Source organism: Marinobacter salinexigens (genome assembly GCF_008370345.1).
In the GTDB taxonomy this organism is placed as follows: Bacteria; Pseudomonadota; Gammaproteobacteria; order Pseudomonadales; family Oleiphilaceae; genus Marinobacter; species Marinobacter salinexigens.
Genome location: NZ_VTUU01000001.1, coordinates 349,301 through 364,931, shown reverse-complemented (window position 1 = coordinate 364,931; position 15,631 = coordinate 349,301). Strand labels below are relative to the sequence as shown.

The 15,631-nt window shown below is 54.3% G+C and carries 13 protein-coding genes; 11 read left to right on the top strand and 2 right to left on the bottom strand.

All coding sequences use genetic code 11. The features are described from left to right. Nucleotides 1-12: 12 nt before the first annotated feature. The 6 genes from FWJ25_RS01700 to FWJ25_RS01675 all read left to right on the top strand — a co-directional run bounded on the left by FWJ25_RS01700 (nt 13) and on the right by FWJ25_RS01675 (nt 7,309). On the top strand, nt 13-1,509 hold the full coding sequence (locus FWJ25_RS01700; RefSeq protein WP_149598513.1) for a type I restriction-modification system subunit M: 1,497 nt from the start codon (nt 13-15) through the stop codon (nt 1,507-1,509). Continuing rightward, on the top strand, nt 1,506-3,215 hold the full coding sequence (locus FWJ25_RS01695; RefSeq protein WP_149598512.1) for a restriction endonuclease subunit S: 1,710 nt from the start codon (nt 1,506-1,508) through the stop codon (nt 3,213-3,215). Before FWJ25_RS01700 ends, FWJ25_RS01695 begins: the two co-directional genes overlap by 4 nt. Further along, on the top strand, nt 3,215-4,195 hold the full coding sequence (locus tag FWJ25_RS01690; RefSeq protein ID WP_223163209.1) for an Abi family protein: 981 nt from the start codon (nt 3,215-3,217) through the stop codon (nt 4,193-4,195). The genes FWJ25_RS01695 and FWJ25_RS01690 overlap by 1 nt, the downstream gene beginning before the upstream one ends. Nucleotides 4,196-4,328: 133 nt before the next feature. Further along, on the top strand, nt 4,329-5,339 hold the full coding sequence (locus FWJ25_RS01685) for a restriction endonuclease (RefSeq protein ID WP_149598511.1): 1,011 nt from the start codon (nt 4,329-4,331) through the stop codon (nt 5,337-5,339). Nucleotides 5,340-5,379: 40 nt separating this feature from the next. Next, a complete protein-coding gene (locus FWJ25_RS01680; RefSeq protein WP_149598510.1) occupies nt 5,380-5,601 on the top strand; it encodes a hypothetical protein in 222 nt (73 codons plus the stop codon). Between the two features lie 736 nt (nt 5,602-6,337). Further along, on the top strand, nt 6,338-7,309 hold the full coding sequence (locus FWJ25_RS01675) for an ArdC family protein (protein WP_188093543.1): 972 nt from the start codon (nt 6,338-6,340) through the stop codon (nt 7,307-7,309). A gap of 955 nt (nt 7,310-8,264) precedes the next feature. Here the strand turns inward: FWJ25_RS01675 and FWJ25_RS01670 are convergent. Both FWJ25_RS01670 and FWJ25_RS01665 read right to left on the bottom strand, forming a co-directional pair. After that, nucleotides 8,265-8,525, bottom strand: coding sequence for a hypothetical protein (locus FWJ25_RS01670; RefSeq protein WP_149598508.1), 261 nt, complete (start codon nt 8,523-8,525; stop codon nt 8,265-8,267). A gap of 170 nt (nt 8,526-8,695) precedes the next feature. Beyond that, entirely contained in the window at nt 8,696-9,910 is a 1,215-nt protein-coding gene (locus tag FWJ25_RS01665; protein ID WP_149598507.1) for a GAK system CofD-like protein, read from the bottom strand. Nucleotides 9,911-9,933: 23 nt separating this feature from the next. Here FWJ25_RS01665 and FWJ25_RS01660 point away from each other — a divergent pair, with 23 nt between their 5' ends. Genes FWJ25_RS01660 through FWJ25_RS01640 form a run of 5 tightly spaced genes read left to right on the top strand, consistent with a single transcriptional unit; the run spans nt 9,934 to nt 15,623 of the window. Further along, entirely contained in the window at nt 9,934-11,625 is a 1,692-nt protein-coding gene (locus tag FWJ25_RS01660) for an aminoglycoside phosphotransferase family protein (RefSeq protein WP_149598506.1), read from the top strand. Beyond that, complete coding sequence (locus FWJ25_RS01655; RefSeq protein ID WP_149598505.1) at nt 11,618-12,514, top strand: GAK system ATP-grasp enzyme; 897 nt, start codon at nt 11,618-11,620, stop codon at nt 12,512-12,514. The genes FWJ25_RS01660 and FWJ25_RS01655 overlap by 8 nt, the downstream gene beginning before the upstream one ends. Then, nucleotides 12,511-13,596, top strand: a complete 1,086-nt coding sequence (locus FWJ25_RS01650; protein WP_149598504.1) for an HprK-related kinase B — start codon at nt 12,511-12,513, stop codon at nt 13,594-13,596. Before FWJ25_RS01655 ends, FWJ25_RS01650 begins: the two co-directional genes overlap by 4 nt. Continuing rightward, nucleotides 13,596-14,279 (top strand): histidine phosphatase family protein, encoded by a 684-nt coding sequence (locus FWJ25_RS01645; RefSeq protein ID WP_149598503.1) that lies wholly within the window; start codon nt 13,596-13,598, stop codon nt 14,277-14,279. Before FWJ25_RS01650 ends, FWJ25_RS01645 begins: the two co-directional genes overlap by 1 nt. Before the next feature lie 12 nt (nt 14,280-14,291). Next, complete coding sequence (locus tag FWJ25_RS01640) at nt 14,292-15,623, top strand: metallophosphoesterase (protein ID WP_149598502.1); 1,332 nt, start codon at nt 14,292-14,294, stop codon at nt 15,621-15,623. Nucleotides 15,624-15,631 lie beyond the last annotated feature (8 nt).

Genomic DNA, 15,631 nt, shown 5'->3' with positions numbered 1-15,631 from the left:
AACTGAACACCTATGTCTATCAGCACCACCATCAAATCCATCCAGGACATCATGCGCAAAGACGTTGGCGTAGACGGCGATGCCCAGCGCATCGGCCAGTTGGTCTGGATGCTGTTCCTGAAAATTTTCGACGACCGGGAACAGGAATGGGAACTGATTTACGACGACTACAAATCCCCGATTCCGGAAAAGCTGCGCTGGCGAAACTGGGCCGCCGACCCCGAAGGCATGACCGGCGACGAACTCAAAGGCTTCATCGACAACACCCTGTTCCCCGGCCTGCAGAACCTGGAGCCGGCCGGTGATGACTACCGGGGCGTGGTTATCCGTAACGTGTTCGAAGATGCCTACAACTACATGAAGTCCGGCCAGCTCATGCGCCAGGTCATCAACAAGCTGCAGGATGGCATCGACTTCAACAAATCCGCCAAGCGCCACGAACTCGGCGATATGTACGAGCAAATCCTCAAAGACCTTCAAAGCGCCGGAAACGCTGGCGAGTTCTACACCCCTCGGGCGGTGACCGAATTCATGGTCAATCGGGTAGACCCGAAGCTGGAAGAAAAAGTGATGGACCCAGCCTGCGGCACTGGCGGCTTCCTGACGTGCACTATCGAGCATAAACGCAAGAATTACGTGCAGACACCAACGGACGAACAAACCCTGCAGAAAAGCATTCACGGTGTAGAGAAAAAGCCTCTTCCGCACCTGCTGGCCACCACCAACATGATTCTGCACGGCATCGAGGTGCCGGACCAGATTAAGCACGACAACACCTTGGCCCGCCCCCTCATCAGCTGGGGCCCGAAAGAGCGGGTAGACGTTATCGTGGCCAACCCGCCCTTCGGCGGCATGGAAGAAGACGGCATTGAAACCAACTTCCCCAGCGCCTTCCGCACCCGGGAAACCGCCGACCTGTTCATGACCTTGTTCATCCATCTGCTACGGGATGGTGGCCGCGCTGCCGTGGTGCTGCCAGACGGCTTCCTGTTCGGCGAAGGCATGAAAACCCGGCTCAAAGAAAAACTGCTGGAAGAGTGCAACCTGCACACCATCGTGCGTCTGCCCAACGGTGTGTTTAACCCCTACACCGGCATCAAGACCAACCTGCTGTTCTTCACCAAGGGCAAGCCCACGGAAACCGTGTGGTACTACGAACACCCCTACCCGGAAGGCTACAAGAGCTACAGCAAAACCAAGCCCATGAAATTCTCGGAGTTCCAGACCGAGATCGACTGGTGGGGCACCGAGGCCGACGGCTTCACCAGCCGCGTTGAAACTGAGCAAGCCTGGAAAGTGCCCATCGAAGACATCAAGGCCCGCAACTACAACTTGGACATCAAGAACCCCCACGAAGGTGAACAAGTCAGCCACGACCCGGACGAACTGCTGGCCAAATACGAACAGCAACAGGCCGAAATCCAGGAAATCCGCCACCAGCTGCGTGACATCCTGGCCGATGCGCTCTCTCACAACAGCGAAGAGAACTCCGGCGGAGGTGCGGCGTGAGTGCGCGGGAGCTGATTACCGAGCACCTGGGCTTATGGACCGAGGCGGTCACGAAGAAGTCCAGTAGTGGCCGCGGGAGTAACGGCAAGGTTGAGCTGACTGGGGTTAAGAAGCTTCGGGAGTTGATTCTGGAGCTTGCGGTCAGAGGCAAACTGGTTACTCAAGATAAGGATGACGGGCCTGTTAGCCTGCTCCTCAAAAAAATCGAGTCAGAGAAGTCTGCTCAGCTAAAAGCCAAAGCAATTAGAAAGCCAAAGAAGCTACCCGAGATTCAGGAGATAGAGCAACCATTTCCAATCCCTGTTAGTTGGCGTTATTGCCGACTGAATGAGCTCGGCGTTTGGGGCTCCGGAGCTACGCCCAAAAGGGGCAATTCTCACTATTACGGGGGCGGCATACCCTGGTTTAAGTCCGGAGAGTTATACAAAGACTTCATTGATTCATCCGAAGAAACAATCACTGAATTAGCCGTTCAGGAAACATCCGTTCGCATGAACCAACCAGGCGATGTGCTTATCGCCATGTACGGTGCAACCATTGGTAAAGCGTCCATCTTGGAAGTGGCAGGCACGACCAATCAAGCCGTGTGCGCCTGCACACCATGGCCAGGTATCTCCAATAGGTTTCTGCTGCTTCTACTGAAAGCTTACCGGTCACGGTTCATCGCAATGGGCGCAGGCGGAGCGCAGCCAAACATTTCACGCGAGAAAATAATCGCGACTGTGATAGGGCTGCCACCCGAGGAAGAACAACATCGCATCGTCCAAAAAGTCGATGAACTCATGGCCCTCTGCGACCGGCTGGAACAGCAAACCAGCGACCAGCTAGAAGCCCACGAAACCCTCGTGGACACCCTGCTCGGCACCCTCACCCAATCCGAAAACGCCACCGAACTGGCCGACAACTGGGCCCGCCTCGCCGCCCACTTCGACACCCTGTTCACCACCGAACAGAGCATCGACAAGCTCAAGCAGTCCATCCTGCAACTGGCGGTGATGGGGCGGTTGGTGGAGCAGGATGTGGGGGATGAGCCTGCATCAGACCTGATACAACGTATTAATGCAGAGAGGCTGAAACTAGAGAGAGAAGGGAAAGCTCGCGCAGCCAATAAAGCGGCCCGCGTAGACGTGGTCGAGCCTTTGCCGGGTGCATGGGCCAAATGCAAACTAGGAACATGCATTAGTCTAATATCCGGCCAACATTTGAAGGGCGATGAGTACTTCGATGACGAACGACCCGACAGTATTCCCTATCTAACGGGGCCAGCCGAATTTGGAGTTCAAACACCAGAACCGCAGAGACACACATTTGAAAAGCGAGCAGTGGCCGAAAAAGGCGACATTCTCATTACCTGCAAAGGCTCTGGGGTCGGCAAATTGAACATCGCTTCCAGAGATATAGCTATTAGCCGTCAACTGATGGCGGCCCGACCAATAGTCATTAACGCTCGTTTTTTGTATCTCCTCCTCGACAGTTTGCGGGATGCCATTCGCGAGAAAACTGTAGGCATCGCAATACCTGGCATTTCTCGTGGCGATATCTTGGATGCGGACATCCATCTGCCGCCACTGGCAGAACAACACCGCATCGTCCAAAAAGTCGATGAACTCATGGCCCTCTGCGACCAACTCAAAGAACGGCTGAACCAGGCTAGCGAAACCCGCTGTCAGCTGGCCGAAGCCGTTGTGCAAGGGGCCCTGAACTAATGGCGTACAGCAGGCCATGGAAGTCCTTCCCCGAGCAACTGGGGCTGCTCAAATCCCGGGGCATGGTGGTCACCGACGAAGCCGCCGCGCTGGATTACCTGCAGCGCGTGGGTTACTACCGCCTCAGCGCCTACTGGTATCCGTTTCGTAAATTCGAGGTGGTGCAGAGCGGCAATGCCGGGAAGCTGGCCACACGAGCCTTGGACGAGTTTCATGCCGGCACCCAGTTCGTGGATGCGGTTCACCTGTACCTGTTCGACAAGCAGCTACGCTTGTACCTGGCCGATGCCCTCGAACGTATCGAGATTTCCCTGCGGGTAGACCTGTCGTATCTGCTGGGCAAACGCAGCCCTTTTGCCCATATCGAGAACACCAAGGCTCACTTCCACCCAGGCTTCGCGAGCCGGCCTTTCCACAAAGGCAGCGCCCAATCCGCCTTTGATGCCTGGCTGAGCAAATACCGGGGGCTGGTGAGCCGGTCCAAAGAAGACTTCGTGCGGCATTACCACGCTAACCACGGCGACGAACTGCCGATATGGGTCGCCGTGGAGGTGCTGGACTTCGGCGCCATCTCCCAGCTGTTCAGCATACTCAACGTAAAAGACCAGCTGGCCATCGCCAACCGATACGGCGTGAACGACTGGAAGGTGTTCAAAAGCTGGCTGTTCAGCCTGAGTTACCTACGCAATCTGGTAGCCCACCACAGCCGCCTGTGGAACCGGAACATCACCTCCAAGCCCATGCTCCCCAAACGGGGCGAGATAGCCTGGTGTGATGCCTTCATCGACAACGAAGACACCCGTTTCAAGCCGTTCCTGCTGCTGGCCATTGCACGCATGCTAGTGAAGTCGATATGCCCGAATACCGAATGGCACAACCGGCTGGCAAAGCACCTGGAACAGTTTCCAGAGCAACACTCATCGAGAAAGCTGGATTTGAGCGGAATGGGGATTACAGAAAACTGGAAGGACTGGTGGTAGCCAGAAAATAAAAACCCCAGCGTAAGTTGCAAGCAACCAAGAGGCCGGGGTCGTGTTGGCAGTAATACTAGCTACGTCGACGCAGGAACTCAAGTAACCAAGAGTTAAAAGGCTGAACGAATCAGGAGTACATATGCAAAACGGATGGATGATTAGAGCAGGCAACGGTGGTCGCTATTTCGACGAGTTCAAAGACTCCGGCTGCGTCGCCATAGGCTGGAACAACCTGGGCGACCTTCGTCATTACTCCTCCCCAGAAACGCTCCGCGAAGCCTACATCCACCACTTTGGAAACGCCAAACCAGGCCGCACTGGCAATGCTATTGCGATGATTCGAAAGTTTCGCGACGACATCAAGCAAGGCGACTGGCTCATTACCTACAGCCAGGAGCACCGGGAATACTTGGTGGGTGAAGATTTAGGCCAATACGAATTCCGTTCCGAGCAAGAACTGGTTGGAGAGTTCGCCAACATCCGAAAGGTGAACTGGCTCGGCCGCGTCTCCCGGGACCAGCTAACTCAATCCGCCCGTAACAGCCTGGGATCGGTACTGACTCTCTTTTCACTATCCCCCGAAGTCATCAAAGAGCTGGAGGACAGGCTGACAGGCAAGCCCTCCGAATCCCCGGAAATAACAGACGACTCTCAGGCTGCAGAAGCCGAGTTCGAACTGCTGCGTGACGATGTCATGTCCCGTGGACACGAACTCATCAAGGACAAAATCCAGGCCCTCGATCCGGAGGAGATGGAAGAACTTACCGCCGCTTTGCTTCGTGCCATGGGATACCAGACACGGGTATCGGCCAAAGGCCCAGACCGGGGTGTGGACGTTCTAGCGTCTCCAGACGGACTGGGACTGACTCAGCCCCGCATCAAGGCGGAAGTGAAACACCGCAGTGGCAGTATGGGATCAAACCCAATTCGAAGCTTTATAGGCGCGCTGCGAGACGGGGACCAGGGTATCTTTGTTAGTACCGGTGGATTCACCCGCGAGGCCCGCTATGAAGCGGAACGAGCGACAATTCCGGTGACACTCATCGACATTGACTTGCTCGCAGACCTGATTGTGGCCAATTACGAGCGGTTTGATATTGATGGGCAACGTTTGCTGCCGCTGGTGAAAGTTTATTGGCCTGCAGAGTAAGCTGCCCCCAGTGGATAGCAATAACAAGGAGGGAGTCGTAATGAAAAACAAGCCAGCCACTCAACAGGAAGACTACTTTCTGAACATTAAAGAAGGAGAAATCGCAGACCTTCACGACGGCAAGGAACCCATACCGCTCTACAAACTATGGCTTGAAGGAAAACTGACCAGTCCAGGCGCTGCACAACAGGGCTACTGGGCTTACCAGGCTTATTTAGAAACAATGGCGGAGCACCAACCCCAACCTGAAGATGAAGAATGACCAAGAGTTTTGGAGAGAACCGACGCCTAGTGGTCAGGCAAAAATTTCATTTTTTCAGCCAAACCGACTAAAGCTTTTTGTCGGTAATACTCCTGCTCCTGGCGCAACCGAAAAAAGGTTGTGAAATGCATACCTTTAGGTTTGCCTCCGTCTCCGGTCAGAATCCCGGTATGCCAACCCAACTGTTCCCTCAACCGCTCTGCCCGTCTTACCGCCCGGTCAGTTTCACCTTCCCTCTGCGACGCATACGTCAGCCCCAGACATTGTCGACAGAGGAACACTCTCGCGCCATATAGCTTCGCTACACGTTTTCCACACCCATCTTCAGGACACAAGAACCAAGGGCGCTTTCCGCCGAGATAACATTCGGACCATTCGACCCTAATATGCTGAACAATGTCCTCGAGAGGCGCGCCCGCACGCCGATAGGTGTAGCCCAAGGTTAAGGACTCGGTACCAGACAAATAGGCCACCTCTCCCCGACATACTCCACGACGACGCCATCGCACCTTCCCTGCACCCTCACCCTCGAACGCCCCGTCCCGTCGAAGCATTCGAATATCCAAGCACCTATAGTCGCCAGTTTCTGCCTTTGACCCCGAGCACCTAACTCGCCCGCTACCCGCCCCGCCCATATCGCCCCTCTGGATTTTCCCGAAATCATTTGGCAACTTTACCAATAAACGAACTACTCGTTTTAACGGCCCGCATACGCAGAATGGAATCAGGTGCGTTCATGAGCACAACAACAGAAAGCAACTCCCCTAAACTCTCTCGCCCCCAGGAAAAGCTTCTATCAAACATCATCCATCAAATGGAGTCCGTAACCGGGGATTGGGAGATGCCCTGGCACAACCTCGGGAAAAGCGGTACGCCTCAAAATATCTATAGCGCCAAAAACTACCGCGGTTTCAACAAACTGGTTCTAATGCTGAAACAATCGGAGATGGGCTACACAACACCCAACTGGGGCACACTACGGCAATGGAACAGCCGGCGCTCCAAAGTCCTGGCAGGAGAAAAAGCTGTCACCCTGTTTTATCCCGTTTTCAGGTACGACAAACGAGGTAATGAACACTTGGCCTACTTCCGCCCTTTCTGGGTGTTCAACGGCAACCAGGTCAGCAACTACAATCCGGACCACCCCGACCTCTTCGACGGAATGGGACTAAATAACGATTTCGTACTGCCCTCGGTCGATGAATTGATTCGAGCCAGAAAAATTTCGCTTTCATTCGGAGGAATGAGCGCTTATTACAACTTTGTTCAGGATAGGATCTCGATACCAGCCAAGAAAAAGTTTGTAGGATCCAGCACCAGCACCGCTAACGAGGCATTCCACGCAACGCTACTGCACGAGATGGTTCACTGGACCGGCCACAAAAGCCGTCTTAATCGCCCCCATCACCAACACTGGGGTGATGATGTCTACGCTTTCGAGGAGCTGATTGCCGAGATTGGTGCGGCATTCATCTGCTGCGACTACAACATTACCAACGCACCACGAGAGGACCATGCAAAGTATTTGAAAAGCTGGCTTAGAAGCCTGAACGAGGACATGTCCCTACTGTGGACTGCCGCCAGTCAAGCCCAGAAGGCTGTCGACTACCTTATAGGCCAGAAAGAAAAGGCTCCAGAACATGACCATGAGGAACCAACCGACTTCGCACTGGAAATGCAGCCGACTCAGTCAGACCTTTTTTACTAATACTACTGGAGCTACAAGAATCATGGATTCGATACGACATACTCTTCGCTACCTGAGTAGCCCACGTTACCGAACCGAAGTCCGGATCAAGCGTAATGTGGAGACTTACTTTGCAAGCCTCCCTCGATGCACAAGCTCGCTCTTGTTAGCGGACTCCAACCATGGAAATCACGAATACAAATGCAACGTCACGATACCCACGGAAGACGTTAGAAGATGGGTAATAAACAGTCCTGACGCGCGTAATTTATCCTGGATGAAAGGTACTTTATTGGAGCACTTTCAAATCTGGTTGACTAAAGCGGATTCAGAAAGCGAACGTGCGAGTCGGTTGCCCGAGGGTATATTTCAACTCCTCGAAGATCAGATTGCTGAATGGGTGAAAAACGGCATGACCAAAACCTGGTGTTACTCCTGCAGGTCCCACATTTCCGGAATTACTATAGAAAAGGCCGACGAAGAGCAACTCGGAAATAGCCGCTATGTGTGGAATTCTGTCTGGCTTTGCCCTGCGGGACACGAGCTTTATCGAAAACAGGATGAGGTTCGGATAATGCGTTCAAGTCATCGACTGAAAACTTAACTACAAGGCTCTGCTCAATACTGTCCCCTGGGACACTTACGGGACACCGAACCGCAAGAATCACCAAAACCAGACAGATGACCACAACACGAATAATCGATAACAGGCTGTTTTATATTGCTTTTATCACCGTGTCGTTTCGTGGTTTTTGGCATTAGACAGATTGAAAATCCCCGTGTCCGTGGTTCGATTCCGCGTCCGGGCACCACTAATTCAACGACTTAGCCAGCTTTCGAGCTGGCTTTGTTGTTTCTGAAATACAACATTACCCCCCCCTGAATCACCGAAGAATTCGCCATAAAAAAAGCCCGCACACAGCGAGCTTCTCGATCTTCCCATTTGATCCGGGATCATCCCTTCGTCACTTTAAACTCAGCACTCAGGCAAACTTGCTTCAAGCCCCAGTTCACCCACCGGAACATCCAGCAACATTCCCAGATAGTGACGTGCTGCGTATTCACTTTCTGATTCATAGAGTCTGGGCTCACCCTGAATGTGAACCTCATAGCGAAAAGGCCGGCAATAACCTGAAGGCTCCCGCACGCTGAGCTCCAGAAGCTCAACACACCTTTCTGTGCACGACCAGAGGACGTGTACTTCAACGCCGCTGACCGCTTTCATTACAATTGACAATTCTGCCCCCTGTTAATGCTGTAGCCGCTGAAGTGGTGCGGCCGAGGGCTCATCCTGAGCAGAGCATTCCGATTGAATGAGGCCACTATGGCCCCGAAGGAACGCCATTACATCAGGCTATTGTTGCGATTTTCTTACAAGCCTTTCTTATTGCTGGATTTTCCGAAGACTCAGGTCAGAGCCAACAACGCTTCAGCCAGCTTGATGTCATCATAGTGATGGACATTGCGACTACCACCAGCGAGATCAGTGTCGATGATCTGCACACCAAACCGGCCTTTGATCTCTGCTACCTGCTCCTCGGAGATCTCCAGCAACTGGGAGTCGCACAGCAGAAAGTCGATGGCAGGCCTCTGCTTTGCAGCGAAACCGTTCGTCAGATAGTTACCGAGAACCCGGACCTGATCGACGAGGGTCATCCCCAACGATTCCAGATCGGTACCAAGGTTCGGCACATAGACCCGTGGGGCCGGGTTTTTGTTCAGTGCCTTGGTGACGCCTTTCGGCAACAGGTTCGCAACAATGCTGCTATAAAAACTGCCCGGCGGGAAAACAAACAGTTCTGCTGATTCAATCAGCTTCCGGGTTTCCTTGCAGACTCTGGAGGCATCCTGGGTATCCACGTCGTCTGCCTCACCGGACAACTGGATAGCTGTAATCGGGGAATCAATTCCCGCGGTTTCTTTACCCGTAAACAGATGCTGGCCGGTAAGGGATTTGCCGCTTGCCAGATCGACCTTCAGTTGCAAGTCGGCATCGGTGGTTGTGCGCACCGTGCCCCTTGTTTTGATCAACTGTCCGAACAGAAACGCAATGGGGTCCAGGGAGCGGTTATGCAGCAGGTATCCACCGGTGAGGATCAGGTTTCCGACACTGGCTCCCGCCAGATCAAAGCTCGCCGGCCGCTGGCTCGAAAATTCCGCGATATAGCTTTGAATAAGGGATCGCATGGGTTCCGATATCGCTTTCAGCAACCGGTGCTTGCCGCTGACCAACGCCTGCAGATCCTGCTCAAGCAAGTCCGGGTTCCCCACCTTACTCAACCTATGAGAGAACAGTGCCGCGATTTCGGGGTGGCCCGTTACGGAATGATCAGCCAATGAAAGCAGACGGGCACGCAGGTCTCCGACGGCAGGCATGGAAAAAGCCTTGCGTAACTCGGCCGAACTTCCGCCGGAATCGAAAGGTGTGACAAGATGAATGGAGTTATGGGTATAACCCGCCAGCACTTCTGAAAAGCCCCTGAGCGCGCTGCCTCCGCTGAAGAAAAGGATTTTGGGGCCCAGTTCGGGCGACTTTCGATAACGCGCAAGGCGCAGGTCGTTCCCATTACCGAACCCACGGGGCACACTCAGACCACTGTTGGAAAAACGACTTTTCGACATAGTTCTCTATCAGACTGTAAGAAATGCTTAACGCAAAATTGGCCACAGTTGCTTATAGTGTGCGCCATCCCATGGTTCCACAACAGGTGAGACGGCCTATCAACGCATCAATTCTGGAGCATCTCTATTTTCTGCGTTTCGAGGTGGAAAATCACTTCGATCTCGTTGAAGATTTCGTGACGCGCCCGCGAGCCACCACCGCACAACGTCTCGTTAACCGGAAAGGCTATCGCAAAACCCTTCTGGAGAAGGTCGATCTTTCCGTTGCCATGGAAGTACAGAGGCGCAAAGTCGACGGCCCGGTTTTCCAGCGTTCAAAATCTGTCGAGCGCCTGGCAAGGCTGCTGGATGCCCTCGGCCAGGCCTGCCTTGAGTTCACGGGTATCGAACCTTTACGACAGGCACCCGACAAGCGCTACAAGGATTACGCCAAACTTATTCGGCGGATACGGAAATCCCTCGCACTCATTATTGTAAACCCGGACGATGCAAATACCCGGCAGGGGCTAAAGCTTGGCCGGCGGGTAGCCAAACTGACTCTGGACCTGAAAGCACTGAGTGATCAAAAAGCCTTCCCGGAAAAGAACGGCGCGGCCGCGGGCCCCGTTCTCCACTTCCAGATCGAGCGGATGATTCAACTGCTGTCCGAGCTGGCAGATGCCCTGTTGGCCGCCAACTTCGGGCCAGCCGTTGGTCTGCAGAATTACAAACAACTGAAAAATGCAGCGCATGCTCTCACGTCTGATAGTGACCAGTTTGGTGTAGAGCGCCTTGCATTGACCCGCAGCGGCAGCACCATTGCCGCACTGAAAGCAGAACATGACTCTTCCAGCAAAGTCATGGCCGTCTATAAGGAAGGGCAGGCGCACAAAGTGCTGGAAGAGATTTCCGGTGTCGACCAGTGGAAACAGGTCTATCCGAAAGTCGCTCCCAAGGTGCTGTCTCACCACGTAGAGCAGGAAAGCGATCTGGGCTCTATGGTGATCGAGCACCTTCCGGGGCGCACGCTGGAGTCACTGATTCTGAACAGTGAATGGGATGCGGCAGAGCTGCTCATCAACGAGCTGTGCAAAACTCTGGGCAAGATCTGGAAAAGCTCCCGGACCAATGAGCGTGCCCAGCCCGGATATATGCAGCAGCTGCGCAAGCGGATGCCGGAAACCCGAAAAACCCACCCTACCCTGTTCAGCACAGGGCAAACCATTTGCGGCCTGTCCCGCCCGGACTTTGACACGCAGATCGACCAGGTCGAGGCGCTGGAACAACAACTGCGCGCTCCGTTTTCTGTCCTTATTCACGGAGATTTCAACGTCGACAACCTGATCTACGATGAATTCAAGGACCGCATCTACTTCATCGATCTTCATCGGGCGTCTTACTCTGACTATATTCAGGATCTGTCCGTTCTGATGGTGTCGATTTACCGTCTGCCAATTATGGACCCCGCCCCCCGGGCTGAAATGATGAAACTCATCAAACAGCTCTACCAGTTTGCCCACAGGTTCGCGAGGAACAACAAAGACGCCACGTTCAATGCGCGACTGGCGATTGCGCTGGCCCGATCCTTTGCAACTTCGACACGATTCATTTACGACATGGGCTTTGCGAGGAAACTCGGCTTTCGGGCGAGCTATCTGATGGAAACACTCGCCCGCATGAATCCGGAAAAGCCCGAGAAGTACCGACTGCCCCTGGAGGAGATTTTCAGTGACTGACACGCGGATAGCCGTCATAGGAACACCCGGAAAATGGTCAACAGAAGTTCTGGCTGATCACCTGGAACAGCGCACCGGATTCCGTTGTGTTGTGGATATGGCAGATGTGGTTCTGGAGCTTGAAACCGGAATCCTCCGCTACCGCGACGTGGTTCTGAATGAGCTGGATGGCGTTATTATCAAGAAGATCAGCGAAACCTACTCGCCGGCCGCTGACGACCGTATTCGTATGCTCGGCAGCCTGGAATCCTCTGGCGTACGGTGTTTCAGTACCCCCGAACAGGTCGGCCGGTTGATCAACCGCCTGGAAGGCACATCAGCACTCGCCGCCGGAAAGGTTGCACTACCGGCAACCCGGATTACCGAGAGCACTGAAGCCGCGCTGGACGTTATCACCCTGTTCGGTAAAGCCATCCTGAAGCCTTTGTACTCAACAAAAGCCCGGGGGATGGAGGTACTGAATGCCGAAGACGGCACCGAAACAAACACCGGGAAACTCAACGCTTTCAAAGCGGAACACGGCCTATTTTATCTGCAAAAGTTTGTGAATCTGGGCGGCCAGGATCTGGGCATGGTTTTCCTGGGGGGTGAATACTTGTGCACCTATGCCCGGGTTGGCGACGCCAATGCCTGGAACACCACCATCCATAGCGGAGGAAAGTACCAGGCCTACGATGCATCACCTGAATTGATAGAGCTGGGTCGCAGAGCCCAGGCCTGCTTTGATCTCAGTTTTACCACGGTCGACATTGCCCTGACCGATGAAGGCCCGGTGGTGTTTGAGGTATCGGCCTTCGGAGGCTTCAGCGGAGCACTGAAGGGATGCGGCATCGACGCTGCGGAGAAGCTGTGTGACCATGTACTGAAAGAGCTTGAGAACAACCCATGATCGACCTTTTAAACAGCGGGCAAATCGGCCAGGCCAGATCAGAATGTACGTCATCGTTAACCCTGACATTCAACGACCTGACATTCCGGCTGTTTGCAAACAATCCGGAGATACTGTCGTACCTGGATGATTACTATGCAGGACTCACCGATTCTGCAACCGCCAGCACCGAACTGAGCCTCTTCCTGTTCGATGGCACAGCCGATACGGCTCAGGTTGACTGGCACCCGGTAAAGCGGGCCAAAGCCAGTGCCCTTGGCCTTAAAGAGGCCTATGCCGATACCGCCGAAGGGCGATGGATTCATAAGGTTCGTACCGGCATGGTGATGTTCCAGTCATTGCAGTCGCCAATGGTGGTGGGCGATCTGCTGAAGAACCGGGCGCAAGTGGTTAATTTCATCAACAACCAGTTTCTCAATCACCAGCAACGCCAGCGCTATCTGCTGGGCCATGCCTCGGCGTTTACCGTAAACGGAGACACCACCGCCATAGCCGCGAGCTCTGGTGGCGGAAAATCCACCCTGATGCTCAGGGCTATGGAATCCAGCGGAACACGCTTTCTGTCGAATGACCGCATCCTGTTCCAGCCCGAAGCTGAACACGTTCGCGTTCTCGGAGTCGCCAAGCACCCACGGGTCAACCCGGGTACTCTGGTTAATTCCGAACGGCTCATATCCATCCTTCCGGAGGCCGAACGAGCAAAGTTCGAGGGCATGCCAACAGCACAGTTATGGGAGATTGAACAAAAGTACGACGTTCTGATCAGCCAGGCCTATGGCGAAAGCAGAGCAAACCTCTCAGGGCACCTGAAGAACCTGATTCTGCTGGACTGGTCATTGAATTCATCCACGCCAACGGAGTTGTGCCCGGTCGACATCAGCAAGACTCCGGACGCACTCGACGGGTTACGCAAGAATCCCGGCCCGTTCTTCCAGTTGCAGGACGGAACCTTCCCCCCAGAACACACCCAGCCGGCTTCGGTATACGCGCAACACCTCCCCGGCGTTCAGGTGTACCGCCTGACCGGGCAAGTCGACTTTGATCGTGCCATAGAGCTGCTGCAGGAGCGGGGAATCCTCTGATGGCCGCCATCGCCCTGATCCGCCACGGTGAGTACCAGCAACTGGCCCATACACCCAGTGCCCTGCAACCCTACCCACTGACGGACAACGGAGCCGATGAGGTTCGGAACCAGGCCCGCAAGTTCCGGCAATGGCTATCACAGACCGATTACGTTCTGGAGCCGGAGATCCACTGCTCAACACTGTTGAGGGCCTGGCAAACCGCCGAGATCTACCGTGAGGAACTCGGCGCTTTCTTTGCCGGACAGCCAGTCACTTGCAGCTTTCCGGCACTCTGCGAACGAAGCGTTGGCGCCGTGGCCAACCTGACTGTCAGCGAGATAGAGCGGATTGTCGAACTCGACCCGCGCCTTGAGACACTTCCGGAAGGCTGGAAATCCACCAGCGACTTCAAGCTGCCATTTGACGGCGCCGAGTCACTTCTGGAAGCGGGAGAGCGGGTCGCAAAACACCTGCAGAATCTGCGTCTGGAAGAAAAATCCGGCAACCGTATTCAGCTGGTCGTTGGCCACGGTGCATCCATCCGCCACGCCAGCTTTCATCTGGGTGTCATAAAGTTCAGCGATATTGGGCGGTTTAGTATGTTCTATGGTCATCCGGTTGTTTTTGAGATACGGAACCAGCAATGGATTCTGCTCTATGGCAACTGGAAACTCCGCCAGAACAAAGACCCCATCGACTAGCAGGCGATTGCCATGGCAGCTTCCGGTTTCATTCCCAGAATTCAGACAACGCAATACCATGAAGCTGTTCGGGCCTGTTTACCCACGGAATGGGAATCCTGGCCTGACGATGACACCTCCGTGAACACCAGCGACACACTGGACACCTTTCGAAAACGCGCAAACAAGAGCGGTTTTTCCTGGCCCAGGAAACCCGTCGTCTTTATCTCCGACCCCCATGCTGATGGAGAAGCCTTTGAGGCGTCACTTATCGCCGCAGGTGCCATCAAGCGGGAGGGCTCTAACCTGTGTGAGTTCCGGCTGACCAAGTTCGGCAAAAACGCCGAAATCGTCATCGGCGGTGACTGTCTGGATAAGGGCCCCAGCAACCTGGCCATGCTGCGCAGCCTGGCGCACCTGTACCGTTTAAAAGCCGATGTAACGCTACTTGCCGGCAATCACGACCTGAGGCTGCTGATGGGTCTTCTGGTACTGGAGCGGCAACGGGATGTGGGCAGCCAGCACATGTTTGTTCGCATGGGGAAAAAGGTGATCCCGTTGTTCAGGGAAGTTTTTGACCAGTACCTGCTCAATACCCATTGGCAGGAAGGCCTTCCGTCGGAAGCGGAGTGCCGGGCCACGCTGTTTCCCGATGACGACTGGTTTGAGAACTTTCCGTTTTTTGCCGCCGGCTTCCTGACTGCCGAAGGCATTGATCGCGAAATGCGAAAAATGGAAACCAAGATCGAGAGTTTTGAGGGTCATTGCAACAATGCCGGCCTGACCCTGCAACAGGTCTACGCTGCCGCAATGAAGTGCCGTTCTCTTTTTTTAAAGGACTCGGGAGAGTTCAACTGGTTCTTCAAGAACATGCAACTGCTCAAACAGCGGGGCTCATTCCTTTTCCTGCACGCTGGCCTGGACGACCACATGGCAGCCCTCCTGGCCAAACGGGGTATCAAACATGCGAACAGGGCCTTCAAAAAAAACCTGATGACCCAGAACCTGTTCAACTTCTACTACAGCCCCCTCGCCAATACCTTCCGCACCAAGTACCGTAAAGCAGACCTGCCACTCACTCCACGGGGCGCAAAGGCGGCTAAGAAGGCAGGCATCCGGGTGCTGGTTCAGGGCCATGTAAACCAGCACCACGGCCAACGCATCACCCTCAAAAACGACCTGCTGCACATTGAAGCAGACATCACTCTTGACGCCCACTCCCGTAAAAATGAAGGGCTCGACGGCTTCGGTGCCGGTGCCACCCTGATCGATAAAAAGCGCGGAATTATCGGCCTGAGCAGTGATTATCCGAAAGCAAAGGTTTTCCAGCGCTCAGGTAAAACCCGCCGCAAACAGGCGCAATAAGCTCACCA

What these genes read in the sequence shown, in the direction of transcription:
- FWJ25_RS01700 (WP_149598513.1), top strand. Translation starts at nt 13, where the DNA reads ATGTCTATCAGCACCACCATCAAATCCATCCAGGACATCATGCGCAAA.
- FWJ25_RS01690 (WP_223163209.1), top strand. Translation starts at nt 3,215, where the DNA reads ATGGCGTACAGCAGGCCATGGAAGTCCTTCCCCGAGCAACTGGGGCTG.
- FWJ25_RS01685 (WP_149598511.1), top strand. Translation starts at nt 4,329, where the DNA reads ATGCAAAACGGATGGATGATTAGAGCAGGCAACGGTGGTCGCTATTTC.
- FWJ25_RS01680 (WP_149598510.1), top strand. Translation starts at nt 5,380, where the DNA reads ATGAAAAACAAGCCAGCCACTCAACAGGAAGACTACTTTCTGAACATT.
- FWJ25_RS01675 (WP_188093543.1), top strand. Translation starts at nt 6,338, where the DNA reads ATGAGCACAACAACAGAAAGCAACTCCCCTAAACTCTCTCGCCCCCAG.
- FWJ25_RS01665 (WP_149598507.1), bottom strand. Translation starts at nt 9,910, where the DNA reads ATGTCGAAAAGTCGTTTTTCCAACAGTGGTCTGAGTGTGCCCCGTGGG.
- FWJ25_RS01660 (WP_149598506.1), top strand. Translation starts at nt 9,934, where the DNA reads ATGCTTAACGCAAAATTGGCCACAGTTGCTTATAGTGTGCGCCATCCC.
- FWJ25_RS01650 (WP_149598504.1), top strand. Translation starts at nt 12,511, where the DNA reads ATGATCGACCTTTTAAACAGCGGGCAAATCGGCCAGGCCAGATCAGAA.
- FWJ25_RS01645 (WP_149598503.1), top strand. Translation starts at nt 13,596, where the DNA reads ATGGCCGCCATCGCCCTGATCCGCCACGGTGAGTACCAGCAACTGGCC.
- FWJ25_RS01640 (WP_149598502.1), top strand. Translation starts at nt 14,292, where the DNA reads ATGGCAGCTTCCGGTTTCATTCCCAGAATTCAGACAACGCAATACCAT.